We start from the raw sequence: 24,774 nt of genomic DNA on the forward strand, positions 1-24,774 counted from the left end.
CGGGTTGGGAGAGGGCCTCAGATGCCCTGCCAGGCGGGCTTGTTGGCCCACGCGTGACGGTAGTACGCGAGGTTCCCGAGCTCGGATGCCGCGGCCTCATCGACGATGACCGTCGTGTGCGGGTGCAGCTGGATCGCCGAACCCGGCTGGCTCGCGGTCACGGGGCCCTCGACGGCCGCCGCCACCGCGTGCGCCTTCGCCTCGCCGAACGCGAGGAGCACGAGGTGCCGCGCGCGCAGGATCGTGCCGATGCCCTGGGTGATGCAGTGCATCGGCACGTCGGCGGGTGAATCGAAGAAGCGCGCGTTGTCGGCGCGCGTGGGCTCGGTGAGGGTCTTCACGCGCGTGAGCGAGGCGAGCGAGGAGCCGGGCTCGTTGAAGCCGATGTGCCCGGTTCGCCCGATGCCGAGGATCTGCAGGTCGACTCCGCCCGCCGCGACGAGTGCCGTCTCGTAGTCGGCGCCGGCGTGCTCGATCGACGCGGGGTCGCCGTTCGGCACGCGCACCAGCTCGGGCGTGAGGCCGAGCGGCTCCACCACCTCTCGCGCGATCACCGCCCGATAGCTCTCGGGGTGACCCGGTCGCAACCCCACGTACTCGTCGAGCGCGAACCCGCGCACCCCGCGCACGTCGATGCGGTCCTCCGCGATGCGGTCCGCGAGCGCCCGGTAGGTTGCCAGCGGCGTCGACCCGGTCGCGAGGCCGAGCACGGCGTCGGGCTTCGAACGGATGAGGGCGACGATCGCGTCGGCGACGAGGCGGCCCGCGGCATCCTCATCGGCGACGATCACGACTTCGGCCATGGCTGTTCTCCTCCGAGGGCGGCACCGACGAGACCGTCGGAACGTGAAGTGACCCGCACCGACCCGTGGTCGAGCGAGGCGCAGGAACGGCCGCGTCGGCGGCCGTCCCATCAGGATAGGGTCACGGAGCCGACGTCGGGGCGAGCGCCACCGCCTCGGCGACGAAGCCGAGCAGGGCCTCCCCCACGAGCCGCGAGGCCCCGAAGGTGGCGACGTCGGCCAGGGCGCGGTCGTCGGAGGGCCAGCCCATGTCGACCGTGACGACGTCGTCGCGCACCGCACGCAGCGCGGCGACGGCGGCGACGGCGAACGGATGCCGGTGCAGGTCCTTGCCCACCACCAGCACAGCACCATCGAGCGACGCCGGGTCAGGAAGCACCGTGTGGGCGGCAACCGTGAGGATGCGTGCCGTGTCGAGCCACGGGGCATCCGCTCCGGCCGCGGCCGCCGCGAAGGGTCCCCACGGCGCGTGCCCGATCGCGATGTTCGCCGCGGTCTCGACGCGCACGACGGTGCCGACGCGCGACGCCGACGCGAGGCGTGCGCGCGCGGCATCCGTCACGTCGAACGCCGACGCCAGTCGGGCGAGGTCGGCCGCATCGTGCCGCGGCTCGACCACGGCGGGCGACGTCGGCATGGCCGGGGCCGTCGCGGCGAGCGCGCGCACACGGCGGGCCGCCTCGCGGACCCGATCGGCGGCGAGGCGGCCGTCGGCGATCGCGGCCTCGATGGCGGTGACGATGACCTCGAGTTCGCCGGCCGTGGTGTCGCTGCCGAGGCAGAGCAGGTCGCACCCGGCGGCGAGCGCCTGCACGGCCGCCTCGGAGATGCCGAGCACGCCGCTCGCGCCGTGCATGTCGAGCGCGTCGGTGACGACCACGCCGTCGAACCCGAGCTCGCCCCGCAGCACGCCCTGCACGAGGAGCGGCGAGAGGGTGGCAGGGTTCGCCGCGTCGAGCTGCGGCAACAGGATGTGGCTCGTCATGATCGTGCGCGCGCCCGCGGCGATGGCCGCGCGGAACGGCACGAGCTCCCGCGCGCGGAGCGTCGTGAGCGACACGTCGACGACCGGCAGCGCGAGGTGCGAGTCCGTGGCGGTGTCACCGTGGCCCGGGAAGTGCTTGGCGCTGGCGGCGACCCCCGTGCCCTGGAGCCCGCGTACCCATGCAGCCGCATGCCGCCCCGCCAGGTGGGGGTCGACACCGAAGCTGCGCACGCCGATCACGGGGTTGTCGGGGTTCGAGTTCACGTCGACGTCGGGCGCCAACGCGAGGGTGCAACCCGTGGCCGCGAGCGCCTCGCCCACGGCGCGTGCGACGCGCTCGGTCAGCGACTCGTCGTCGAGGCGGCCGAGCAGCGCGTTGCCCGGGAACGGCGCGCCGGCGTGGTGGAAGAGGCGCGTGACATCGCCGCCCTCCTCGTCGATCGCGACGACCGCGAGCGGGTTCGCGGCTCGGAGCGAGGCGTTGAGCGCCCGCAGCTGCTCGGCACCGGCGACGTTGTGGCCGAACACGCAGACCCCGCCGAGGCCCTCGGCCAGCCGGGCGAGCAGCCAGTCGGGCGCCGTGGTGCCGGTGAACCCCGGCAGCAGGGTCGTGAGGATGTCCCGGTGCAGGTCATCGCCCGCACCGGCCCGTTCGCGCTCGCTCATCCCTTGACGGCCCCGCTCACGAGCCCGCTCGTCATCCGCCCCTGCACGACGAGGAAGAACACGATCACCGGGATGGCCATGAGCGTCGAGCCCGCCATGAGCCCGGCCCAGTTCGTCGTGCCGTTGGCCACGAGGAAGGTGCGCAGCCACACGGGCAGCGTCATCATCTCGGGACGCGCGTTGAGCACGAGCGCCATGATGAACTCGTTCCACGCCTGGATGAACCCGAAGACGCCGGTCGCCACGAGGCCGGGGGCGAGGAGGGGGAACGTGACCCGCCAGAAGGCGCCCGCCCTGGAGCATCCGTCGATCATCGCGGCCTCCTCGAGCTCGACGGGGACGCCGTTCACGAAGCCGCGCAGCGTCCAGATCGTGAACGGCAGCACGGTCGCGATGTACACGATCGTGAGCCCCGCGATGGTGTTGAGGAGCTGCCAGCCGTCGATCACCCGGAAGATCGAGACGATCATGGCCTCGCCCGGGATCATCTGCACCACGAGGATCGTGATGATGAACGCGCGGCGGCTCGCGAAGCGGAACCGGGTCACGGCGACCGAGGCGAGGAAGGCGAACACCAGCGCGATGACCACGGTGAGCATCGTGACCATGAGCGAGTTGCCCGCGGCCGGGAGGAACGGGCTGCGGCCCGGGTCGAAGAGCACGGTCTCGTAGTTGCGCAGGGTGAGGTTGTCGGGCCAGAAGTGCAGGTCGGTGCCGCGGATCTCGTTGTTCGGCTGCAGCGACGTGTTCACCATCCAGTAGACGGGGAAGACGAAGAACGCGAAGAGCACGACCGAGACGACGCTGTAGGCGACGGTCGCGATGCGGGCGCGGGTCACAGCTCCTCCTGCTTCGTGAGGTGGCGGATGTAGAAGATCGAGATCGACATGAGCAGCACTGCGGTGATGACGGCGATCGCGCCACCGTGGCCGAAGTCGCCGCCCGCGATCGAGGTCTGGTAGATGTACACCCCGAGCGTCGAGGTGAGGGCCCGGATGCCGCCGATGTCCTGCAGGGCGAAGATCTGCGTGAACACCTTCAGGTCCCAGATCAGCTGCAGGATCGTGACGACGAGGAAGATCGGCTTCAGGTATGGGAAGACGATGAGGCGGAAGCGCGCGAACCCGCCCGCACCGTCGAGTTGCGCGGCCTCGAGCACCTCGTCGGGCACCTGGGTCAGGCCCGCGTACAGCGTGAACGCCACGAACGGAACCGCGCCCCACACGATGATGAGCCCCGCCACGAGGAAGAAGCTCAGCGGGTCGATGAGCCACGAGTGCTGCACGTACTCCTCGAGGCCGAACCAGTTGACGAGCACGTGGTTGACGACGCCGTAGGCGGTGTCGAACATCCAGCCCCAGACGACCGTGGCGGTGAGCGAGGGCATCGCCCACGCGAGCAACATGCCGATCGAGAGCAGGACGCGGAACGACGTCGGGAGCCGCGCCATCAGGAGTGCGATGAGCGTTCCGATGAGCATCGTCGTGACCACGCACGCGGCCGCGAATGCGAGGGTGCGCGCGAGCACCGCGTGGAAGACGGGGTCGGTGAGCACATCCACGTAGTTCTCGAACCAGACCCAGGCGGGAGGGGCGCCGAAGACCTGCGCACGCCCGAACTCCTGGAAGGACGTGATGACGAGCTGCACGAGCGGCCAGCCCACGATGAGGGCGAGCACGATGAGCGCCGGCGTGATCAGCGCGTAGGGCGTGAGGCCGCCCCGTCGGCGCGGTCGTGTCGGACGGGCGCTTCCCGGCGGCGTCGGGGCCGCATCGGTGTCACCCGCGACGGCGGCACGCGGTGCCTGGTCGAGGCCGGCGGTGTCGACCGTGGTCATGGTGCTGCTCCTGGAGGTCGAGGGAGGGCGGGCGCGAGATCGGCCCGCCCTCCGTTCGGGGCGGATGGATCCGGTCAGCTGTTGAGGATCGCCTCGATCTCCTCGTCGGCCGCCTCGGCCAGCGCCTGCACGTCGCCGCCCTGCGCGATGTTCACGAAGAGATCCTGCAGGATGCCTGCGGCCTCGACATCCGCCCACTTCGGCGACGCGGGCGTGAGCTTGGCGTTGCCCGCGGCCGCGGCGATGGCCTGCGCGACCTCGTCGGTGCCGAGCGTGTCGGCGAGCGAGAGCTTCGCCGGCACGAGGCCGTTCTCGCCGTAGATCGTCTGGAACTCGTTGGAGAGGATGATCTTCAGCGCGTCCACCGCGAGCTCGGGGTGCGCCGACTTCGCGGACACGCCGATGTTCGAGCCGCCCGCGAAGACCTGGGCCGCACCGCCGTCGCTGCCGGGCAGGGCGTACACGCCGAGGTTCTGCTCCTGGTCGGGGCATCCGGGAGCCTCAGCATCCGCCGGCGCGAGGATCGACCACTTGACCCAGCTCGGCGCCGACAGCTGCAGCGTGGTGCCGTCGCAGAAGCCCACCTCGGGGCTCGTCTCGTTGGCGTCCTTCGGCGCGCGCGACGCCCCGGTCATGACCTGCTGCACCTGCTCGAGGCCCGCGACGGAGTCGGGGCTGGAGAGCTGTGCGTCCCACTCCTCACCGTCGGGCACGGCGACCTCGCCGCCGCGCTCCCAGATGTACGGCAGGGCGTTGTACCAGTCCTGACCGGGCCACCAGATGCCCGACATGCCGGGGTTCGCGGCCGCGAGCTTCTCACCGTTCGCGACGTACTCGTCGAGCGTGGTGGGCACCGAGAGGCCGGCCGCCGCGAGCGCATCCTTCTTGTAGAACACGAGACGGGCGCCCGAGTACAGGGGCGCCGCGTAGAACGTGCCGTCGTACGAACCGGCCTCGACGAAGCCGGGCAAGAGGTCGTCGCCCCCGAGCTCGTCGTAGTGATCGGTGAGGTCGAGGAACGCACCCGCCGACGTGAACGCCGCCGCCTGCGTGTTGCCGACCTCGACGACGTCGGGGCTGTCGGAGCCCGAGAGGCTCGTGGTCAGGCGATCGACCAGGCCGTCCCAGGACTGCTCCTCGATGACCAGGCTGGTGCCGGGATGCTCCTCCTCGAAGGTCTCCACCAGGTAGTCGCGTGCCTCGTCGGGCGTGTCGGTGCCGACCAGCCAGACGCGGATCTCGGCGCCCTCGTCGGAGGCCGCTTCGCCTCCGGAGGCGCAGCCGGCAAGGGTGAGCGCCGCCGCGGCGCCGAGCGCCACGATGCCGAGTTTCCTCATTCGTCGTTTCCTTTCATCGGTGAAAGCCAGCGGGAGATGTGTTTGTTAGTAAAGCTTACGAACTAACCGGAGGCAAGCTTTTTCCGGATGCCGCGGCGACGCGTTACCGACCTGTGACCAACGCCGCACGCGTGCGTGGGAGCCGACCCGCCGGCGGGGCGGACAGCGCCTGCCCGAATCGAGAAGGCGCGCATGCATGGTCGCACGAGCCACCCGCGACCTTCGATCCCGGACGACCGCGGTCAGCGCGCCGGGACGGCCGCACGCGTCCGTGACACGGCGGCGGCCGCGGCATCCCGTCGCCCGCCGATCGCACGCAGCGCGGCGAGGATCGCGGCGAGATCCACGACCTCCTGCAGCAGCGCCCCCGCCGTGGCGGGAATGAACCCGAACGCCGCGACGACCATGAGCCCCACGCTCACGACGATGCCGAGCCAGATGCTCTGCAGCGCGATGCGCACGGTGTCGCGCCCGATCTCGACGGCCTTGGCCGTGCGCGAGATGTCGTCGACGAGGATGACGGCGGCTGCCGACTCGCTCGCCGCCGTCGCGCCGCGGGCGCCCATCGCGATGCCGACATCGGCGGCCGCGAGCACCGGGGCGTCGTTGACACCGTCGCCCACCATGATGACGGGGCGCTCGGAGATCCCGGCGACCTCGCGCACCTTGTCGCCTGGCAGGCACTCGGCACGCACGCGTTCGATGCCGATCTCGGCGGCGATGTGATCGGCGGTCGCCTGCGCGTCGCCGGTGAGCATCATCGTGTGCGTGACACCGAGTGCGTCGAGGCGCTCGAGGGTCTCGCGGGCATTGTCGCGGAGCCGGTCGCGGGCGAGCAGGGCGCCCGCGTACACGCCGTCCACCGCGACGTAGACGGCGAGCTCGCCGGGGGCGATGTCGGTGCGCCGGGTGGCGGGCGCGTTCTCGAGCACGTACGCGTACTTGCCGATCACGACCTCGCGTCCGCCGATGCTCGCCACGACACCGTTGGTGGCGGCCTCACGGGCCCGCTCGGCCTCGACGAGCCGCAGCCCGCGCGCGCGAGCGGCGTCGATGATCGACGCGGCGAGCACGTGCGAGGAGTACTGCTCGGCGGATGCCACGAGCCCCAGCAGCTCGTCGGCCTCGAATCCCGGCTCGGGGCGGACCGCGACGAGCTCGGGTTCGCCGTGGGTGAGCGTGCCCGTCTTGTCGAACACGGCGGTGCGTGCCCTGGCGAGCTGTTCGAGCACCCCGCCGCCCTTCACGATGATGCCGTTTCGCGCGGCCCGGCTCATTCCGCCGATGAACGCGACGGGCGCCGCGATGAGCAGGGGGCACGGGGTCGCGAGCACGAGCACCTCGGCGAAGCGCACGGGATCGCCCGAGACCCACCACGCGACGCCCCCGAGGAGGAGCGAGAACACCGTGAACGGCACGGCGTACCGGTCGGCGAGCCGCACGACTGGGGCCTTCGACTCGGCCGCCGCCGCGACCAGGGCGACGATCTGCTGGTACTGGCTGTCGGCAGCGGTCGCGGTCGCGACGATCTCGACAGCGGACTGGCCGTTCACCGACCCGCTCAGCACCTCGTCGCCCGTGTGCTTCTCGACGGGGATGCTCTCGCCGGTGATGGATGACTCGTCCACCACCATCTCGATCGAACTCAGCACGCCGTCGACGGGCACGATCTCGGCGGGGCGTACGATCAGCACGTCACCTGGCCGCACCTCGTCGGCGCGGATGTCGACGAGGCGGTCGCCCTCGACGCGGTGGGCCAGCTGCGGCGCGCGGGTGAGGAGCGCATCGAGCTCGCGCTTCGCCCGACGGTTCGCGTAGTCCTCGAGGGCCTCGCCGCCCGTGAGCATGAGCACCACGATGAGGGCGGCGATGTACTCGCCGACGAGCACGGTCGCGACGATCGCGGTGACCGCGAGGACGTCGAGGCCCCAGTGGCCGCGCAGGAGGTCGCGCACCATGCCGACGGCCTGCCAGGCGGCGACGCCGAGCGCGTACACGCCGAAGAGCCACGGCACCGCCTCGCCGGCGCCGGCGAGGGCGAGCACGATCCCGGTCAGGCCCACCGCCAGCGTGAGCGTCACCGCCCAGTACCGCCGGGCGAGCTTCAGGACGATCATGCCTCCATCCTCCCCCGGATCCCGGGCCGACGTGACCCGGCTTCGGCGAGCAGGGACCGGCGTGACGTCGCGCGGCGGGGACGGACCGGCGTGACGTCGCGCGGCGGGGACGACGACGGGGTCGGATGCCGCGGCGGCATCCGACCCCGTCTGGATCGTGCGGTCGGCCCGGCGATCAGGCCAGGCGCGCCTTGAAGTTGTCGGAGAGGGTCTGCAGGAACTCCTCCGTCGTCTGGTAGGGCTGGTCGGGGCCGACGAGGATCGCGAGGTCCTTCGTCATGGCGCCCGACTCGACGGTCGTGATGACCACGTCTTCGAGCGTGTGCGAGAAGTCGATGAGCTCCTGGTTGCCGTCGAGCTTGCCGCGGTGCGCGAGACCGCGCGTCCACGCGTAGATCGAGGCGATCGGGTTCGTCGAGGTGGGCTTTCCCTGCTGGTGCTGGCGGTAGTGGCGCGTGACGGTGCCGTGCGCCGCCTCGGCCTCGACGATCTTGCCATCGGGCGTGGCGAGCACGCTCGTCATGAGCCCGAGCGAGCCGAAGCCCTGCGCGACCGTGTCGGACTGCACGTCGCCGTCGTAGTTCTTGCACGCCCAGACGTAGCCGCCCTCCCACTTGAGGCTGGCCGCCACCATGTCGTCGATGAGGCGGTGCTCGTAGGTGAGCCCGGCCGCGTCGAACCTCTCCTTGAACTCGGTGTCGAAGATCTCCTGGAAGATGTCCTTGAACCGGCCGTCGTAGGCCTTCAGGATGGTGTTCTTCGTCGAGAGGTAGACCGGGTAGTTGCGGTCGAGGCCGTAGTTCAGCGAGGCGCGCGCGAAGTCGCGGATCGAGTCGTCGAGGTTGTACATGCCCATCGCGACGCCCGAGCCGGGCGCCTGGAAGACCTCGAATGTCTGGGGCTCCGAGCCGTCCTTCGGGGTGAAGGTCATGGTGAGGGTGCCTTCGCCCTCGAAGCGGAAGTCGGTGGCGCGGTACTGGTCGCCGAACGCGTGACGGCCGACGATGATCGGCTTGTTCCAGCCGGGCACGAGGCGCGGGATGTTCGAGATGATGATCGGCTCGCGGAAGATCACGCCGCCGAGGATGTTGCGGATGGTCCCGTTCGGGGAGCGCCACATCTTCTTGAGGCCGAACTCCTCGACGCGAGCCTCGTCGGGCGTGATGGTGGCGCACTTGACGCCGACGCCGTGCTTCTGGATGGCGTGCGCCGCGTCCACGGTGATCTGGTCGTCGGTCTCGTCGCGCTTCTGGATCGAGAGGTCGTAGTACTCGAGGTTCACGTCGAGGTACGGGTGGATGAGCTGGTCCTTGATGGCCTGCCAGATGATGCGCGTCATCTCGTCGCCGTCGAGTTCGACGACCGTGCCTTCAACCGTGATCTTGGACAAGAGGATGTCTCCTTGGGTTTCTCGAGGGGAGTTTCAGAAGTCTTCGGGGGGCGGTGCGACACGCCGCCGTCCAGCTTAGCGCCTCATCAGAATATCTCGATATCAAGACAAATGCGGCGTCAGGGACGCTTCGCCAGGCTCACGCCGGTGGCGATGAACACGATCACCCACGCGAGGACCGCGACCCAGAGGAATCCCGCGCCGATCGCACCCACGATGGGAAGCCGATCGGCCGCGCCGAGGTGCATGCTCGCCATGGCGTACATGCCGAGCGGGAACACCAGGCTCCAGTAGGCCGGGTCGTAGGTGAGCGGTACCCGCCGCGCGACATGCCGCCACCAGCCGATCAGCAGCAATGCCGGGATCAGCCAGCTCGCGAACGCCCAGAACAGGACGGATGCCCCACCGATCAGCCCCTGGGTGACCGACGCCATCGGGGTGCCGGTCATGTCGACGATGAGCGCACCGGCGAAGACCGAGATCGCGGCGGCGCCCATCGCGATCCAGTAGGGCGGGCCGAGCTGTTCGGGCTCGATGCCGAACATCAGGAACCGCATCACCACCGCCACGCCGATCACCCCGTAGAGCACCACGCCGATGCCCCAGAAGAGGATGGCGATGATCGAGAGCAGTTGGGCGAGCTCGTCGATTCGCACCTCCAGCGTCGCGGCGAGCACGGCGCAGGACTGGCTCGCGACGGGCCATACGAACCACGTGCCGTTCACGCCCTCGAGGCTGCGACCGGCTCCGCCTTCGACGACGACCCACCAAGGGATCGCGTAGCCGAGCACGATCCAGCCGATGAGGCCGACCGCGAGGAACATGAGCGCCCACCACGGCCCGACGACGTCCACCAGCCGGGTGCCGAGCACGCACGTCGCCGCGACGAAGGTGTAGAAGAGGAAGCCGTTGCGGGCCGACATGAAGTCCTCACGCATGCGGTCGCGCCAGATGACGAGCCGCCAGCCGGTGAGCACCAGGAGCACGATGTAGGCGACCACCGCGATGGCCGTGAGTACCCCGGCGGCGGCCGTGAGCCCGACCGTGTCGAGTCCGGCCGCGACGATGCCGGTGGCCATCACCAGGGCGAAGTACCCGGGCGGCAGCGTGCTCACTGCGGAGTCGAGGGCTGCCGTTCGCGCGGCGTTCACGAGGCCACCCTAAACCCGGTTCGGCTACCGACGGCGGCGCGCCACGGGCTAGCCTTGGCACCATGGCTGAGCTGAAACTCGAAGAACTGTCCGCGTCGAACATCGTCGCCGCCAACTCGCTCTCGTTGAAGCCCGGCCAGGAACAGTTCATCGCCCCCGTGACGTACGCCGCCGAGACCGCCGTGGTGGATCCCGCCGCCGCCTGGCAGCGCGTCGCCCGCATGGGCGACCAGGTCGTCGGCTTCATCCACGGCAACTTCGACCCCGAGAATGAGCACGAGGAGTTCCGGGCCTGCATCTGGCGCATCAACGTGGACGCCGAGGTGCAGGGCAAGGGCGTGGGTCGGTTCCTCGCCACCGCCCTCGCCGAGGAGGCCAAGCGCCGCGGTGTCGACCGCATCACGGTGCTCTGGGAGCCGGGCGAGGAGGGCCCCGAGGCGTTCTTCCACCGCATCGGGTTCGTCGACATCGGCGAGTCGCAATACGGCGACGTGATCGGCGCACTCGAGCTCTGAGCCGAGGCATCCGACGTGCGAGCCGAGTCGGCAGGTCGCCGTCCTGAGCCGGTCGGCGGGTTCGCCGACGCGGTGCTCGCCGTCGTCGCCGACATCCCGGCCGGGCGCGTGGCCACCTATGGCGACGTCGCCGCGCTCCTCGGTTCGCGGGGCGCGCGCGCCGTGGGCCAGGTGATGGCGAGGTCTGGTTCGGATCTCCCGTGGTGGCGCGTCGTCCGCGCCGGCGGCAGGCCGCCCTCGGGCAAGGCGGAGCGGGCGCGGCCCCACTACGAGTCCGAGGGCGTACCGCTCCATCCCGTGGACGACGAGGACGGCTACCGCATCGACCTCACCGTGAGCCGCTGGCGTCCCTGAGCGGGCAAGCGGGCGTCAGTCCTCGGTGGGAGCAGGGCCGAGCGGGATGTGCACCGTCAAGGTCGTGCCGGCACCCGCCGGGCTCTCGAGCCCGATCGATCCACCGACCGCGTCGACCCGGTCGGAGATGCCGAGCATGCCGGTGCCGCCGTCGAGGCTCGCGCCTCCCCGGCCATTGTCGCGCACGACGAGCTCGAGGCGGTCGCCGTCGACGATGTGCGCACGCACCCATGCGCGCGTGGCTCCCGAGTGCTTGGCGATGTTCGCGAGCGCCTCCGCGACGACGAAGTAGGCCGTCGACTCGACGATCTCCGGGAGGCGCCCTTCGGCCTGCACATCGACGGCAACGGGCACCGGACAGCGGCCGGCGAGCTCGGGCACGGCGAGCGCGAGCCCGCCCGATGAGAGCAGGCTGGGGTGGATGCCGTGGGCGAGCTCGCGGAGCTCCTTGAGCGACTGGTTCAGCGTCGTGATCGAGCCCTCGAGCTCGGCCTCGAGCCCCTCCTCCCCCGCGTCACGGGCGGCGTTCGCGGCGAGCCGCAGCCGCATCCCGAGCGAGACGAGGTGCTGCTGCGCGCCGTCGTGCAGGTCGCGTTCGATGCGGCGCCGCGCCTCGTCGCCCGCCTCGACGATGCGCTGGCGGGACTGGCGCACCTGCTCGAGCGTGCGCTCGATCTCGGAGCGCAGCCGCCCGTTGTCGACCGAGAGCCGGAGGGCGCTCGAGACGCCGTCGAGGAGGCGCATGTTGTCGGTGAGCACCCGGTCGTGACGGATGAGTGCGATGGGCGTGCCGAGCGGGGAGGCGACCGGCAGGATGCTGTGGCTGCCACGCGGATCGGCGTGCGCTTCGTCGATCGGCGTGCCCGCGGCATCCGCGTACCGACCACGTTCCTCGTCCCACCAGTAGACCCGCACCGAGGCGTCGCGCAACGTGCGGGCGAGGGACTCGGCCCAGAGGCCGCGGTCGGCGCCCTCGCGGGTGATGCGCATGAGGTCGGCGACCCGGGCGCGCATGTTGCGGGCGTGCGAGACGCCCGCGTCGAAGCTCACGGGGATCGAGGCCATCGCGATGAGCGAGACGGTGTCGAGCACGATGTCGGCGGTCGACGCCGCCGCGTAGGTCACCGCCTGGGCCGCGAGGGTGGTTGCCCAAGCGAAGAGTGCGAGCGGCATGAGGAACGCGACCGTGCGGGCGGGCACGCTCGCGCGCACCCAGCGCACGAGCAGACGACCCGCGATCACGAGGGCGAGCAGGACGCCGACGATGCGGTACCCGACGTCGATGAGCGCGAAGAGGGCCGGGGCATCCGCCACCTGGTAGGGGTTGGGGACGACGCATCCGCAGGTGACGTTCTCCGGGGCGGCGAGCAGGAGCACGGCGAGGAGGTTCACGAGCGACGCCACGAGTGCGATGCCGGCGATCCAGCGGTCGAAGCGGTCGCTGAGGTAACCCTTCGGGTAGACCATCACGAGGATGCCGGCGATGACCGCCCATCCGAGGTCGACGCCGCGCACGATCGGCCACAGCCAGGCGGCCCCGCCGATCACGTAGTAGATCGACTGCGGGATCCACAGCACCACGAACGCCACCATGAGTCGTGGTGGCACCCGGGTCGGGCTGATCCGCCAGGCGACGCCGGCGGAGGCGGCGAAGACCAGCGGCACGATGGCGTGCAGGGTGGTGTAGGACACCTCGGGACGCTCCGAATCGGGCGTGGCGAGGAAGCCCGCGACCTCCATCCAGAGGCTGAGCGCGACGACGACCGTGATGACGGCGGTGCGCCTGGCGATCCGGCCCTTGCGGCCGGGCGCCATCACCGTTCGCCGAGGAGCGTGAGCACGGCGAGCACGCGCCGGTGGTGCTCGGGCGACTCCTCGAGGTCGAGCTTCTGCAGGATGCTCCGAACGTGCGTCTCGACGGTCTTCAGGCCGAGGAACAGCGTCTGGGCGATGCCGCCGTTGGAGTAGCCCTGCGCCATCAGCTCGAGCACCGACCGTTCCCGCTCGGTCAATCGGGAGAGCGGGTCGTCGGCGCGGGTTCGCTTGACGAGCTGTTCGACGACCTCGGGGTCGACGACGGAGCCGCCCGAAGCGACCGTCTCGACGGCGCGCACGAGGGTCTGCGGTTCCGACACGCGCTCCTTCAGGAGGTACCCGGTGCCGCTGCCTGCGCCCATGACGCGCAACGCGTACTCGGGCGTCGCGTACATCGAGAGCAGGAGCACGCCGATGGTCGTTCCGCCGGAACGAAGGGCCTCGAGGGCTATGATGCCCTCGTCGCGATAACTCGGCGGCATCCGGATGTCGAGCACCGCGGCGTCGATGCCGCCCTCGCGCACGACCTCGAGGAGCTCGTCTCCGGTGCCGACCGAGGCGACCACGTCGATGCCGCCGCCCTCGAGCACCTTGGCGATGCCCTCGCGCAGCAGCAGCGCGTCATCGGCGATCGCGACGCGCAGGGGCCGGGCGTCGTTCATCGCACCTCCGTCCGCAGGCAGGAATGACCGTTCGGGGGACACTACCCACCTGTGCCGACTGTATCGCGTGCCCAGTCGAGCGCGTTCGACCCAGTTCTGGGGACAACCGCGCACACGGAACGCCCCGATCGTGCCACGCTTGGGGTACCGCGCCCCTCCCCTCGCCGCGCGGCATCCGAGGCGCGCCCCGCGCCGACCTTGAGCCAGGAGCACCATGGTCCAACGCGACGCGCCCGAGACCGCACCGCCACGCCTGACCACGTCACCGCGTCCCGTACGCGTCGTCGTGGTTCGTCCCGACGAGCGGATCGAGGAGGTCGCGGCGCGCCATCGCGGCGCGGCGCCCTCCTTCAACCGCACCCTCCGCGTCGCCCTCGCGATGCGCGGCGGCGTGAGCCTCGCGGTCTGGATCGGGGGTGCCGTCGCAGAACTCGATCTCCTCCGCCGCATCCGCCTCTACGACCACGGCGGCGAGACGCTCGCCTTCGTGCCCGAGACGGCCACGTCGCCGCTCACCCCCGCGGTGATCACGCGCCTGCAGGCCTACGCCGAGATGCTCGATGCCACCGGGTACGACCGCGTCGAGTTCGACCTCCTCGCGGGCGCGAGCGCCGGCGGACTGAACGCCGTGGTCTACGCGGTGGCCCAGCGCGCCGGAACCGGGCTCGACCGGCTCCTCCGCACGTGGAGCCGGGTCGGCGGATTCTGGGGCCTCCTGCACCCGCCCGGCGCTCGTCGCATCCTCGCGCTCATGCAGGGCGAGGACTACTTCCGCGCCCGCACGTACGAGGCGCTCCAGGAGATCTACGACACCGATGACCGCCACCCCGATCTCGTCGCCGAGTACACGAGCGTCGACCTCTCGGCCACGGTCATCGACGCGAGCGACGAGTTCGAGGAGGAGGCCAACGAGGGTCGCGGCCACTTCCGGTTCGTGGGCAGCGACGATCACCGCTTCGACAACCGCATCCCGACGCGCGCCGACGACCTCGACGACGCAGACCGCCTCGACGACTTGGCGAACCTCTCCCGCCTCGCGCTCGCGGCGCGGTCGACCTCGTCGCTTCCCGGGGGATTCGAGCCGGCCCACGTCGACTCGTTCGGCGGCGAGGCCGGCCGGCCCGAGGTCGCCGAGGAGCGGGGCATGCGGTTCGCGTTCGCGGCCCACCGCGAGGAGCCGGGCACGCCCTACCGCATCGTCGACGGCGCGGTCTTCGACAACGTCCCGATCGACCGGGCGCTGCGGGCGGCGCGCTCGCGTACGTCAGATCGCAAGGCCGACCGGGTCATGCTGTTCCTCGACCCCGAGCCCGATCCACCCGTCGGCGGCGCGGTACCCTGGGACGAGCACGCGTCCCGCTTCTTCCGCGCCATCGGGGCGATGTTCACCCGGCAACTGCGGCGGGAGTCGGTGGCCCGCGAGGTCGCCGACCTCGAGCGGTTCAACGCCGACCGGCTCGTCGCGGCGGCCCGCTTCGAGAGTGCGGCACCCCTCATCGCGTCCGCGCAGTGGACGCATCCAGCCGTCGTCGAGCGGCAGGACGCCTACGTGCGCGCGCTCGGCACGGTGCTCGCCGACCACCTCGCCGAGACCCTCTCCGCACCCAGCCTCTGGCAGCTGCACTCCAACCTGCCGACCCGGCGTCGGTATCGTCCCATCGAGCGCATCGCGCTCTCCGGTCTCGCTTCGGCTGCCACGCGCCGGTTCGGGGAGTTGTCGACGACGGATGCCGCAGCCGTCGCCCGCTCGCCGCTCGCGCTCGCCGACGCGGCCAACTGCGTGCTCGGCTGGACCCGCGCCCTCGAGTCCCTCCCTGAAGACGAGGGGTCGCGGCGCGGGATGGCCTTCCCCGAGGTGCGGCGCACCGCGTACGAGGCGCTCGCGGCCGCGTTACGGTGGCGCGACGAGCTCACGGTCACCGTGCTTGCCGATGCGGACCGGTTGGCCAGCAGCGGCATCGCCCCCACCGCGGAGCACTTCGACGCCTGGATCGACGAGTGGCTCCGGGCATCCGCCCGCATCCGTACGTCGTCGCACTGGCGCGACCTCGACATGGCGGTGGCGCGCCTGCGCATCTCGAGCTCGAGCGCCGAGCGCGATGCACGAACGTCGCGCCGCACGCTCCCGGCCGCGTGGACGACCTCGGGCTGGCGACCGCTCGGGGGCGCCCCCGGATCCCTCTCGGCGACCGACCTGGCCCCGCTGTACCACGCGAGCGGAATCCCCGCCGCGCTGTCGCACGTTCGCTACTGGGCGATCGGGGTCGACGAGGAGCCCGACGACCCGGCGAGCTTCCGCACCCTCGCCGCCGACCGCTGGTACACGCTCCTCGGGCGCGCGATGCGGCGGCCACAGGCCACGCCCGACGACATCGCGGCCACCGTCAATGCGGCATCCGACCGCGTGGTGCTCGACCGGCAGTCGAAGCTCGCGGGCTACGGATTCGGCAACTTCCTCGGGTTCCTCGCTCGAGACTGGCGCGTGAACGACTGGTGGTGGGGGCGCCTGGATGCGACGGCCGGGATCGCGCGGTTCTTCACCTCGCTCGCACCGACGGCCGTCCGCACCGCAACGGCGATCCGCATGCTCCAGGATGCCGTGCTCGAGGAGGCCGATGAGCCCCACGTCGCCGACCGCGGACTCTCGCCGCTGGAGCCGGCCCCGGCCGCGGCCGACCCCTCGGCACGCCGCGCGGCACGGCGGGTGCGCCTGCGCGCCGGCACCGACACGATCGCGAACCTCGCCCCCTCCTACCGGTTCGCCATCGCCTCGCGCACGGTGCGCCTCCTCGACCGGGTGGTCGTGCAACCGGTGAACCGCGGCTTCGCCGCCCTCGCGGGCGCCGTGCTGGCGCTTCTCCGGCCCGTGATGGTGGCCCTGCCGACGGTCGCCGATCCGCCACGCCTCGCACTTGCCGCGGGCATCGTGGCGGCTGTCGCCTGGCTGCTCACGTGGTCGCCGATCAGGCCGCCCAGCGCCGGCTGGGCCACGGCCGTCGCCATCATCACGCTGAGCCTGGCCGCGATGATCGTCGTCGGCGTGCTCACCACCCGCCGACGTTGGGCCAGGGTCGCCGAGGCGCTCGACGAGCCGCTCGACGGGTTCGCCCGCACCGCCGCCGAGCGCGCGTGGCAGCCCACGCTTCGGCTCACGATCCTCACGCTGGCGAGCCTCGTGCCCCTCGTCGTGTCGCTGCTGCAGGGCAACGTGCTGCTCGCGCTGCTCTGCCTCGGGGTCACCGGGGTGCTCACGGCGATCACGCTGCGCGTCGCCTCGTCGGCGCAGCGGACGCGGATCCCGGGCCGCGACCTGCGCAACGCGCTCATGGTCGCCGTGTTCGGCCTCTTCGGCGGCCTGCTGCCGCTCGTGCAGCTCATCTTCGCTGCGCCCGGCGGCTGGCTCGCGCCGCCACCCTCGTGGAACCCGTGGATCCTCGCGGGCGGCGCCGCGGCCGTCACCATCGTGCTCACGGTGGACTGGCTGAGGCTCGGCCGCACCCGGCGGGCCATCGCCCTCACGCGTGGTGTGAACTGGATCACCGTCACGCTGCTCTCGGTGGCTGCCGGACTCGCGGGCCACGCCCTCGCCTGGGTGCTGACCGCGGGCCTCGTGCCGCTGCTCGCAGAGAACCTGCGCGCCGCGGTGTTCATCCTCGCGTGGGCCAACGCGCTGTGGTGGCTGCCCGGACTCGCGAAGGCGACGCCCGACGTCGAGGACCGCGTGGAGCGGGCGCCGCTCGTCCATGCCGACTTCGCGGCCTCGAAGGAGGTTGACACCGACGCCTGACGACGTGACGTCGCCGCGGGCCTCAGTGCCGCCACGCAGCGGGATCCGGTGCCGGCCCCGATCCGACACGGGGCCGCGGCCGCGAGGATGGCGGCATGCGTTCGAGAGGCACTCCGATCACCACGGGCCCGATCCAGGGCCTCGTGCCCGACGTCGACCGCGTGACCACCGGACTCCTCGCCCTTCGCCGCGAACTGCCCGACGCACAGATCCACGTCGCGCTGCCCTCGCTTCCGAACGCGGGCGCCATCCGCGCCGTCGACGCGTTCGGGGCGAGCTTCGCCGTCGCCTCCCGGGGTGAGATCGACACGCTCGAACGACACGGGGTGGCCATCGGCCGTTGCCTGCACACTCGACCGGTGCGCACGGTCGCCGACATCACCGGGTCATACCTCCGCGGCATCCGCACGTTCGTCATCGACAGCGTCGACGAGATCGCGAAGTTCCAGGAGCTGCCGGATGCCGCGGTGCTCGTGCTGCTCGCAGCCCGCGGGCGTGGGTCGACGTCGAGCCGGCCGTCGGGCGTGGCGCTCCGTGACGCCAGGGCCCTCGTGGAGCGATGCGCGCGGGTCGGACTCAGGGTCGCGGGGTTCAGGATCCACACGGGCGGCGGGGCGAGCTCGAACGCGGCGCCGGCGTCGGCGCGTGACATCCGTCGCACGCTTGCACTGATGCGGCGGCTCGAACGCACCCGCGACATCCGCTTCGACACGCTCGACCTCGGCGGTGGGCTGCCGGCCGTATCCGAGCGGCTGGTCACGGAGCAGGCCGTGCAGGCTCGCGGCATCCGCTCGGCACTCGCGCACGCGCCGTCGCGGTACCGCATCATCGTCGAGGCCGGCTACGCCGCCTGAGCCGGCGTGACCGGCTGCGGCATCCGCCGACCGACGGATGCCGCAGCCGACGTCACACGAGCGAGTCCCGCCATGCCGCGTGCAACGCCGCGAACCGGCCGGAGCCGCCGATGAGCTCGGCGGGCGCGCCGTCCTCGACGATGCGGCCGTGCTCCATGACGAGCACCCGATCGGCGATCGCGACCGTCGACAGGCGGTGCGCGATGATGACCGCGGTGCGGTCGGCGAGCAGCGTCTGCAGCCCCTCCTGCACGGCGCGCTCCGAGGGGATGTCGAGCGAGCTCGTGGCCTCGTCGAGGATGAGCACGGCCGGGTTCGCGAGGAAGGCGCGCGCGAACGAGATGAGCTGCCGCTGGCCGGCGCTCACCCGCCCGCCGCGCTTGTTCACGTCGGTGTCGTAGCCGTTCGGCAGGCTCTCGATGAACTCGTGCGCACCCACGGCCCTCGCGGCCCCGACGATCTCCTCGAACGTCGCGTCGGGCTTGCCGAGCGCGATGTTGTCGGCGACGGACCCCGAGAAGAGGTACGCCTCCTGGGTGACCATCACGATCGCTCGCCGCAGGTCCTTCGGGTGCAGGCGGCGCAGGTCGACGCCATCGAGCTCGACCGCGCCATCGCTCGGATCGTAGAACCGCGCGATGAGCTTCGCGAGCGTCGACTTGCCGGCCCCGGTCGATCCCACGAGGGCGACGGTCTGCCCCGACGGGATGTCGAGGTCGAAGCGAGGCAGGATGACCCGCTCGGGCGTGTACGCGAACTCCACCCGCTCGAACCGCACGTGCCCGTCGGCGTTCCAGAGGTCGACCGGCTGGATGGGATCGGGCACGCTCGGCTGCTCCTCGAGCACCCCCGAGATCTTCTCCAGGGCGGATGCCGCGGACTGGTACCCGTTGTAGAACATCGCCATGTCCTCCATCGGGTCGAAGAACCGCTTCGCGTAGAGGAGCGCCGCGAGGAGCACGCCGATGGCGAGCTGGCCGTCGATGACCCGGAAGCCGCCCACCACGAGCACGGCGGCGACGCAGGCGTTGCCGATGAGCAGCAGCCCGGGGTCGTAGATGCCGAACAGCTGGATGACCTTCGCGTTGACGTCGCGGTAGTCCTCGACGAGGCGGCCGAACTCGCGCTGGTTGCGCTGCTGCGTGCGGAACGCCTGCACCGCGCGGATGCCCGTCATGGTCTCCACGAAGTGCACGATGAGCTTCGCGGATGCCACGCGCGAGCGCCGGAACAGCCGCTGCGACCGGGTCTGGAACCAGCGCGTGAGCACCGCGAGCGGTACGAACGCCACCACCAGCACGAGCGCCGACGCCCAGTCGAGCAGCGCGAGCGCGATCGCGGTGAACGTCATGTAGAGCACGCCGCGCACGAGCTGGTTGATGCCCTCGTCGAGCAGCTCCCGGATCGCGTCGAGATCGCTCGTCTGACGCGAGATGATGCGGCCCGACGTGTACGACTCATGGAACTCGAGCGAGAGCTTCTGCGTGTGCAGGAACACCCGGGTGCGCAGGTCGAGGAGAACGGCCTGGCTGATCCTCGCGGAGAGGCGGATGTACCACGCGATGAGGAACGCGCCCGCGGCACCGGTCAGTACGTACGCGAGGCCCGCGAAGCCGACCGGCATCCAGTCGCCGTCGACGAGCGCGGGCAGCCCGCGGTCGATGCCGTACGCGATGAGCGCCGGGCCCGCGACCTGCGCTCCCGTGGACACGACGACGATCGCCATCGTGAGCCACAGCCGTGCCCGCACCGGGCGCAGCAGCGACCCGAGCAGCCGCAGCGAGCGCTGCCGGATGTGCCGGGACTCGGCCTTCGTGAAGTCGTGGCGTTCCTCGCCCTCGACGCCCGTGACGGTGCTCATCGGGTCGCCTCCTCTCGTGCGATCTCTTCGATGTCGGATGCCTCGGCCTGCTCTCGTCGCTCCTCGTCCTCGAGGCTCGAGATGACGAAGCGGTAGTGCTCGGATTCGCGCAGCAGCTCCGAGTGCGTGCCCACGGCCGTGATGCGACCGTCCTCGAGCAACGCCACCCGGTCGGCGAGCATCACCGTCGAGGGCCGGTGCGCCACGATGAGCGCGGTCGTCGACGCGAGCACGGCGCGCAGCTCCGCCTCGACGCGGGCCTCGGTGGCGACATCGAGCGCCGACAGGGGGTCGTCGAGCACGAGCACCGACGGGGATGCCGCGACCGCACGTGCGAGCGCGAGGCGCTGCCGCTGCCCGCCCGAGAGGCTCATGCCCTCCTCGCCGACGGTGGTGTCGACGCCGTCGGGGAGCTCGTGGACGAAGTCCGCCTGCGCGATGCGCAGCGCCTCCTCGAGCACGCGGTCGGCCTCGGCCCGCGCGGCCGGGTCGTCGCCGGCGAGCTCGGGGCGGCCGAGCAGCACGTTGTCGCGCACCGACGCGCTGAACAGGGTCGCGTCCTCGAACGCCATGGCGATGTGCCGGCGAAGCTCCTCGCGGGTGAGCGCTCGGATGTCGACGCCGTCGAGCGTGATCGATCCGCCGGTCACGTCGTAGAGCCGGGTCGTCAACGCCGTCAGCGTGGTCTTGCCGCTGCCGGTGAGGCCGACGAGCGCCATCGTCTCCCCCGGCTCGAGCGCGAGGTCGACGCCGTCGAGGAGGTCGCCGAACCGGTCGGGCGAGTCCTGGTAGCGGAATCGCACGCCGGTGAAGACGAGTTCGCCGCGCGGGCGCTCGAGCGAGACCGACCGCTCGGGATCCGTGATCTGGTTCTCGCTGTCGAGGATGTCGAAGAACCGGTCGGTCGCGGTACGCGCGTCCACCGAGAAGGCGAGGAGGAACCCGATCGATTCGATCGGCCACGCGAGCACGGTCGCCGTGGCGAAGAAGGCGACGAGCTGGCCGACGGTGAGGGCGCCCTGCGCGGCAAGCCAGACACCGAGCACGAGGCACGCGGCGAGGGCGACGGTGGGCACCGCCAGCAGCCACGCCCAGATGCTCGCGTCGAGCCGGGCCTTCTCGATCTCGGTGCTTCGCAGCGATTCGGCCTGCGCGCGGAAGCTCGACAGCGCGTGCTTGCCGCGGCCGAACGCCTTCAGCACCCGGATGCCGTGTACCGATTCCTCGACGGCGGTCGCGAGGTCGCCCGCCTGATCCTGGCTGCGGCGGGACACCTCGGAGTAGCGGCCTTCGAAGCGGTACCCGACGATCCACAGGGGGATGGAGCACACGAGGAACACGAGACCGAGCATCCAGTTCATCGACAGGAGGATGCCGAGGCCCACGACGATGACGATCAGGTTCACGACGAGGAGCACGAGGCCGAACGACAGCCAGCGGCGGATGAGGCCGAGGTCGCTCACGGCGCGTGAGAGCAGCTGCCCGCTCGGCCAGCGGTCGTGGAAGCTCACGGGCAGGTCTTGCAGCTTCGCGTACAGCGCGTTGCGCATGCGTGCCTCGACGCGCGTGCCGGGGGTGAGCACGAACCAGCGTCGGAGCGCGATCATGCCGGCCTCGAGCGCACCGAGGGCGAACACGAGCGCGGCGAGCGGCCAGATGGCGTCGGCGTCGCGGTCGGCGAGCGGACCGTCGACGATGGACTGCAGCACCTGCGGGATCGCGAGGGCGATGAGCTGGGCGATGAGCGCCGCGGCCATGCCCGCGATGATGAACGGCAGCGCCGGGCCTGCATATGCGCGCAGCCGGAAGAGCGCGCGCATGGTGTTCGGGCGCACGTGGACGGGGTCGCTCTGGGGCGGGGTGGCGGACAAGCCGGTTCCCTTTCGAGGAGGGGGCGCCGAGCCGTCGTCGAACGACGTGGAATCGGCGAGATGAGGTGGGGGGCGCGAATGGGACGGCGCCTGGACGCGGATCGACCGCGGAATGGGCAGGCAGTGCCTGCCAGGGCGGGGCGGGAGCTACCCGGCGTGCGCCGCGACGGGGGACGCCGGACGAGCAGCGCCGCGGGCCGGGACCTGGCTGGCGTAGCTGTCTGTCTGCATGGTGTCCTCCTGGGGATCGTCTGCGTACCTCATGGCCCCGGATCGCGGCGGCCAGCCCCCCAGACTAGGGGTATCCGGCAGTGGTGTGCAAGAGGATTCGCACCGAGGGGCCGAATTCGGTCAGCGCACCCGCACCGACAGACAGGTGACGCCGCCCTCGAGCTTCTCGAACTCGTCGATGTCGACCGTGACCACGCGGTAGCCGAGTCCCGAGAGCATGGACGCCGTCTCGGGGGCGGCGGCCGACATGAGCAGGGACTCGGACGAGAGCTCGAGCACCGCGACGCCCTCACGCTCGGGCACCGGTAGGAACGTGGGGAACAGGCTCGGCACGTCGACGAGCTCGGGGTCGCCGATGATGGTGCCGTCGGGCAGCGCCGTGACGGCGCTCTTCAGGTGCAGCGCCTTCGTCACGGGCACGGCGACCACGGTGTAGCCGTGCGGGGTGAGCAGCATCCGGAGCTGGCGGATCCCCTCGGCATTGGTGCGGCTCGAGGCGCCGACGTAGACGGTCGAGCCGACCTTGAGCACGTCGCCGCCGTCGAGCGTGCCGGGCAGCTCGATGCGGCGCAGCGTGATGCCGGGCACCGAACGAACCGTGCGCTCGATCGATTCGATCTCGGGCCGGCGCGACTCGGCGCCGGGGCTCGTGATGACGGCGAGGTCGCCGAAGAACACGACCGCATCCTCGACGAACACCGAGTCGGCCAGCTCAGGTGCGGCGTCGACCTCGATGGTCTCCCAGCCCTCGGCGACGAGTGCCGCGCAGTAGTTGTCCCACTGCTCGTCGGCGCGCGCCTTGTCGACGGGCGTTCGCTCGAGGTGCGTGAGCTCACCCTCCTCGAGGTTGGAGGCGGGGATACGCACGAACGCGATGCGCCGCGGCGCTCGTCGCGGAGCGTAGCCCCGGATGCCGCGCAGCACCCGGGGGGCGAGGAAGACCTCCGCGGCGATCACCGTGAGGATGAACACGAGATTCAGGCTCACCAGGGAGCCGACCACGAAGAGGAAGATCGCACCCGAGAACGGGTTGCCCGCGGCGTTCGCGGTCACGGTCGTGGCGAGGAGGGAAGCAAGGGCGCCGGCCGCGAAGCCGCTGATGAGCGCGAGGAACCAGACCCGCGTGGCACCGACCGCGTTGGCGACCGACAGCAGCACCCACACGATGAGCGCGGCGAGTGCGAAATGCCCGAACAGCTGGCCGAAGACCTGCGGCGACTGGCCGTTGCCGATGAAGAACGCGAACAGCGCCACGAGCATCGCGGTGACGGCGACGGATGCCGCGGACGCCACCACCGCCAGCGCCCGCCGCCCGGTCGTCGGGGCCGGCGTGAACCGGGCCGGAGCGGGCGGGGGCGCGGCGGCGGGCGACGTCATGGCACGAGCCTAGCGGCCGGTGCGGACCCCTCAGCGCGCAGCGTCGAGGCGCTCGCGGGCGAGTCGTTCGGCGGCCGCGAGGGTCGTGGTGCCGTGCTCATCGGCGGAACGCAGGACGGATGCCACGGTGTCGCCGATGCCCGCGATGCGTGCGTCGAGGGCGGTCTGGTCGGCGCCGGGCGCGCTCGCCGCGTCGAGGTAGATGACCCCGCCGGCGTTCACCACGAAGTCGGGTGCCCAGATGATGCCGCGCTCGGTGAGGTGGCCGGCCACGTCGCGTGACGCGAGCTGGTTGTTGGCGGCGCCGACGACCGCGCGGACGCGGAGCGCGTCGACGACGTCGTGCGTGAGCACGCCTCCGAGCCCGCACGGCACGAACACGTCGGCCTCGACGAGGTGCGCCTCGTCGGGCTCGACCCACGTCGCGCCGAGTTCGTCGGCCAGCGTGCGCTTGGCGCCGGCGACGTCCGTGACGGTGAGCCTGGCGCCCGCGCGGGCGAGCGCCCTGGCGAGGCGTCCGCCGACCTGTCCGAGGCCGACGATCACGAAGTGACGCCCTGCGGGGTCGGCGGAGCCGAACACGTGAGCGAGGGTGGCACGGATGGAGGAGTCGACGCCGGCGGCCGTGGCATCCGCCGGCTCACCGACGCCGCCTTCTGCGGCGGGGAGGCCACTCACGTGCTCGGTGCGTTCGTGCACGATGGCCATGAGCTCGGCGCTCGTGCCGACGTCCTCGGCCGTCATGTAGGCGCCGCCGAGGGACTCGACGGCGTCGCCGAGGTCGAGCATCGCGTCGCGGGTCGAACGCTCGTCGAGGCTCACGCCCCGCGGGATCGCGATCACGGACTTGCCGCCGCCGCGCGCGAGGCCGGCTGCGGCGTTCTTCATGGTCATCGCCTGCGAGAGGCGGAGGGCGTCGGCGAGGGCGTCGGTCCAGTGGCCGTATCGCCACAGGCGTGCGCCGCCGAGGGCCTGCCCGAGCCTCGTGGAGTGCACGGCGACGATGATGGTGAGGCCGGACCTCGGGCCATGGGTGATGAGTACGCGTTCGTGCTCGGGGTCTTCGAGGGGGAGTGCTGCGCTGACCTCGGCTGCAGGGGTCGCCGGGGTTGTGGTGATCATCATCGATCGGTCTCCTTGTTCATCCGCTTCGTGGGCGGA

Annotated in this window: 18 protein-coding genes; 4 read left to right on the plus strand and 14 right to left on the minus strand. The window is 71.4% G+C overall.

Annotated elements, in window-relative coordinates:
- Nucleotides 1–17: 17 nt before the first annotated feature.
- The 8 genes from AB0K73_RS08275 to AB0K73_RS08310 form a co-directional block, all read right to left on the minus strand.
- Nucleotides 18–803: a glucosamine-6-phosphate deaminase gene (locus AB0K73_RS08275; protein ID WP_360516793.1), complete on the minus strand. Its 786-nt coding sequence runs from the start codon at nt 801–803 to the stop codon at nt 18–20.
- A gap of 121 nt (nt 804–924) precedes the next feature.
- A complete protein-coding gene (locus AB0K73_RS08280) occupies nt 925–2,454 on the minus strand; it encodes a glycoside hydrolase family 3 N-terminal domain-containing protein (protein WP_360516790.1) in 1,530 nt (509 codons plus the stop codon).
- A complete protein-coding gene (locus AB0K73_RS08285; RefSeq protein ID WP_360516787.1) occupies nt 2,451–3,293 on the minus strand; it encodes a carbohydrate ABC transporter permease in 843 nt (280 codons plus the stop codon). The genes AB0K73_RS08280 and AB0K73_RS08285 overlap by 4 nt, the downstream gene beginning before the upstream one ends.
- The gene (locus AB0K73_RS08290) at nt 3,290–4,291 is read right to left on the minus strand and encodes a sugar ABC transporter permease (protein WP_360516784.1); all 1,002 of its coding nucleotides are present in this window, start codon (nt 4,289–4,291) and stop codon (nt 3,290–3,292) included. The genes AB0K73_RS08285 and AB0K73_RS08290 overlap by 4 nt, the downstream gene beginning before the upstream one ends.
- Nucleotides 4,292–4,365: 74 nt before the next feature.
- A complete protein-coding gene (locus AB0K73_RS08295; RefSeq protein ID WP_360516781.1) occupies nt 4,366–5,628 on the minus strand; it encodes an extracellular solute-binding protein in 1,263 nt (420 codons plus the stop codon).
- A 242-nt stretch (nt 5,629–5,870) separates the two neighbouring features.
- On the minus strand, nt 5,871–7,745 hold the full coding sequence (locus tag AB0K73_RS08300; RefSeq protein WP_360516778.1) for a heavy metal translocating P-type ATPase: 1,875 nt from the start codon (nt 7,743–7,745) through the stop codon (nt 5,871–5,873).
- Between the two features lie 175 nt (nt 7,746–7,920).
- Entirely contained in the window at nt 7,921–9,135 is a 1,215-nt protein-coding gene (locus tag AB0K73_RS08305; RefSeq protein WP_360516775.1) for an NADP-dependent isocitrate dehydrogenase, read from the minus strand.
- 119 nt (nt 9,136–9,254) lie between these two features.
- Nucleotides 9,255–10,286 (minus strand): tellurite resistance/C4-dicarboxylate transporter family protein, encoded by a 1,032-nt coding sequence (locus AB0K73_RS08310; protein ID WP_360516772.1) that lies wholly within the window; start codon nt 10,284–10,286, stop codon nt 9,255–9,257.
- A gap of 62 nt (nt 10,287–10,348) precedes the next feature.
- Between AB0K73_RS08310 and AB0K73_RS08315 the strand changes: the two genes are divergently transcribed.
- Both AB0K73_RS08315 and AB0K73_RS08320 read left to right on the plus strand, forming a co-directional pair.
- A complete protein-coding gene (locus tag AB0K73_RS08315; RefSeq protein WP_360516769.1) occupies nt 10,349–10,801 on the plus strand; it encodes a GNAT family N-acetyltransferase in 453 nt (150 codons plus the stop codon).
- A gap of 15 nt (nt 10,802–10,816) precedes the next feature.
- Entirely contained in the window at nt 10,817–11,155 is a 339-nt protein-coding gene (locus AB0K73_RS08320) for an MGMT family protein (RefSeq protein ID WP_360516766.1), read from the plus strand.
- Nucleotides 11,156–11,170: 15 nt separating this feature from the next.
- On the opposite strand, the gene AB0K73_RS08325 is transcribed toward AB0K73_RS08320, so the two are convergent.
- Entirely contained in the window at nt 11,171–12,970 is a 1,800-nt protein-coding gene (locus AB0K73_RS08325; protein ID WP_360516763.1) for a histidine kinase, read from the minus strand.
- Nucleotides 12,970–13,632 (minus strand): response regulator transcription factor, encoded by a 663-nt coding sequence (locus AB0K73_RS08330; protein ID WP_360516760.1) that lies wholly within the window; start codon nt 13,630–13,632, stop codon nt 12,970–12,972. Before AB0K73_RS08330 ends, AB0K73_RS08325 begins: the two co-directional genes overlap by 1 nt.
- A 214-nt stretch (nt 13,633–13,846) precedes the next feature.
- Here AB0K73_RS08330 and AB0K73_RS08335 point away from each other — a divergent pair, with 214 nt between their 5' ends.
- Both AB0K73_RS08335 and AB0K73_RS08340 read left to right on the plus strand, forming a co-directional pair.
- Nucleotides 13,847–17,419 (plus strand): DUF3376 domain-containing protein, encoded by a 3,573-nt coding sequence (locus AB0K73_RS08335; RefSeq protein WP_360516757.1) that lies wholly within the window; start codon nt 13,847–13,849, stop codon nt 17,417–17,419.
- 95 nt (nt 17,420–17,514) lie between these two features.
- Nucleotides 17,515–18,273 (plus strand): hypothetical protein, encoded by a 759-nt coding sequence (locus AB0K73_RS08340; RefSeq protein WP_360516755.1) that lies wholly within the window; start codon nt 17,515–17,517, stop codon nt 18,271–18,273.
- A gap of 52 nt (nt 18,274–18,325) precedes the next feature.
- Here AB0K73_RS08340 and AB0K73_RS08345 read toward each other — a convergent pair whose 3' ends face one another.
- The 4 genes from AB0K73_RS08345 to AB0K73_RS08360 form a co-directional block, all read right to left on the minus strand.
- Entirely contained in the window at nt 18,326–20,134 is a 1,809-nt protein-coding gene (locus tag AB0K73_RS08345) for an ABC transporter ATP-binding protein (protein WP_360516751.1), read from the minus strand.
- The gene (locus tag AB0K73_RS08350) at nt 20,131–21,954 is read right to left on the minus strand and encodes an ABC transporter ATP-binding protein (protein WP_360517143.1); all 1,824 of its coding nucleotides are present in this window, start codon (nt 21,952–21,954) and stop codon (nt 20,131–20,133) included. The genes AB0K73_RS08345 and AB0K73_RS08350 overlap by 4 nt, the downstream gene beginning before the upstream one ends.
- A 402-nt stretch (nt 21,955–22,356) precedes the next feature.
- Entirely contained in the window at nt 22,357–23,613 is a 1,257-nt protein-coding gene (ddaH, locus tag AB0K73_RS08355) for a dimethylargininase (RefSeq protein WP_360516748.1), read from the minus strand.
- A gap of 30 nt (nt 23,614–23,643) precedes the next feature.
- On the minus strand, nt 23,644–24,735 hold the full coding sequence (locus AB0K73_RS08360; RefSeq protein WP_360517140.1) for a Glu/Leu/Phe/Val dehydrogenase dimerization domain-containing protein: 1,092 nt from the start codon (nt 24,733–24,735) through the stop codon (nt 23,644–23,646).
- Between the last annotated feature and the right edge of the window lie 39 nt (nt 24,736–24,774).

Origin of the sequence: Agromyces sp. NPDC052230, assembly GCF_040679595.1 — a bacterium.
Taxonomy (GTDB): domain Bacteria; phylum Actinomycetota; class Actinomycetes; order Actinomycetales; family Microbacteriaceae; genus Agromyces.

Bases quoted from the DNA above. Each gene is read 5' to 3' on its own strand.
- AB0K73_RS08275 (WP_360516793.1), bottom strand. From the start codon at position 803: ATGGCCGAAGTCGTGATCGTCGCCGATGAGGATGCCGCGGGCCGCCTC.
- AB0K73_RS08280 (WP_360516790.1), bottom strand. From the start codon at position 2,454: ATGAGCGAGCGCGAACGGGCCGGTGCGGGCGATGACCTGCACCGGGAC.
- AB0K73_RS08290 (WP_360516784.1), bottom strand. From the start codon at position 4,291: ATGACCACGGTCGACACCGCCGGCCTCGACCAGGCACCGCGTGCCGCC.
- AB0K73_RS08295 (WP_360516781.1), bottom strand. From the start codon at position 5,628: ATGAGGAAACTCGGCATCGTGGCGCTCGGCGCCGCGGCGGCGCTCACC.
- AB0K73_RS08300 (WP_360516778.1), bottom strand. From the start codon at position 7,745: ATGATCGTCCTGAAGCTCGCCCGGCGGTACTGGGCGGTGACGCTCACG.
- AB0K73_RS08315 (WP_360516769.1), top strand. From the start codon at position 10,349: ATGGCTGAGCTGAAACTCGAAGAACTGTCCGCGTCGAACATCGTCGCC.
- AB0K73_RS08325 (WP_360516763.1), bottom strand. From the start codon at position 12,970: ATGGCGCCCGGCCGCAAGGGCCGGATCGCCAGGCGCACCGCCGTCATC.
- AB0K73_RS08330 (WP_360516760.1), bottom strand. From the start codon at position 13,632: ATGAACGACGCCCGGCCCCTGCGCGTCGCGATCGCCGATGACGCGCTG.
- AB0K73_RS08335 (WP_360516757.1), top strand. From the start codon at position 13,847: ATGGTCCAACGCGACGCGCCCGAGACCGCACCGCCACGCCTGACCACG.
- AB0K73_RS08340 (WP_360516755.1), top strand. From the start codon at position 17,515: ATGCGTTCGAGAGGCACTCCGATCACCACGGGCCCGATCCAGGGCCTC.
- AB0K73_RS08345 (WP_360516751.1), bottom strand. From the start codon at position 20,134: ATGAGCACCGTCACGGGCGTCGAGGGCGAGGAACGCCACGACTTCACG.
- AB0K73_RS08350 (WP_360517143.1), bottom strand. From the start codon at position 21,954: ATGCGCGCGCTCTTCCGGCTGCGCGCATATGCAGGCCCGGCGCTGCCG.
- ddaH (WP_360516748.1), bottom strand. From the start codon at position 23,613: ATGACGTCGCCCGCCGCCGCGCCCCCGCCCGCTCCGGCCCGGTTCACG.
- AB0K73_RS08360 (WP_360517140.1), bottom strand. From the start codon at position 24,735: ATGATCACCACAACCCCGGCGACCCCTGCAGCCGAGGTCAGCGCAGCA.